This window comes from Burkholderia sp. Ac-20392, assembly GCF_017104585.1.
Lineage (GTDB): Bacteria > Pseudomonadota > Gammaproteobacteria > Burkholderiales > Burkholderiaceae > Burkholderia > Burkholderia lata.
In genome coordinates this window covers 1-779 of record NZ_JAAGPB010001174.1, presented here as the reverse complement: position 1 = coordinate 779, position 779 = coordinate 1, and the positions used below count along the sequence as shown (strand labels likewise).

The 779-nt window shown below is 71.4% G+C and carries 1 protein-coding gene; it reads left to right on the top strand.

Annotated elements, in window-relative coordinates:
* A partial coding sequence (locus tag G3N99_RS41460; RefSeq protein WP_206125339.1) for an SPFH domain-containing protein occupies positions 1–779 on the top strand: 779 nt, incomplete at both ends.

Sequence of the window (779 nt, the reverse complement as noted above, 5' to 3'; positions counted from 1 at the left end):
GCCTGCCCGCGCCGATCGATGCGGTGACGCCCGTCGACCTGCGCCTGCACACCACGTCGAGCGGCCTGCAGGACGTCGGCACCCGCGACGGGCTGCGCATCATCGTCGAGGCCTACGTCGCGTGGCGCGTGCCGGCCGATGCGCGCGACATCGGCCGTTTCATGCGGGCGGTCGGCAACGAGCCGGACGAAGCGGCGCGGCAGATCCGCTCGCTCGTCGGCTCCGCGCTGCAGACGACGTCCGCCGGGTACGATCTCGCGTCGCTCGTGAACACCGATCCGGCCCAGGTGAAGATCGGCGAATTCGAAGAGGCGCTGCGCCGGCAGATCGACGCGCAGCTCTATGCGGCATATGGCGTGCGCGTCGCCCAGGTCGGGCTCGAACGACTCACGCTGCCGGCCGTCACGCTCGCCGCGACGGTTGACCGGATGAGCGCCGAACGCGAGACCGTGGCCGCGCAGCGCACCGCTGACGGTAATCGCGAGGCCGCGCAGATCCGCTCGGACGCCGAGCGCGACGCGCGCATCGCGCTGGCCGATGCGAACGTGAAAGCGGCCGGCATCGAAGCGCAATCGCGCAAGGACGCGGCCGACATCTACGGCAAGAGCTATGCGGGCAACCCGCACCTGTACACGATGCTGCGTTCGCTCGACACGCTGAACGCGGTGGTCGGCACCAATACGAACCTGATCCTGCGCACCGACGCCGCGCCGTTCCGCGTGCTGGTGCAGGGCCCAGGCGACGCGTCGGGGCAGGCCGCGCCGGCGCCCAAGGCGCAC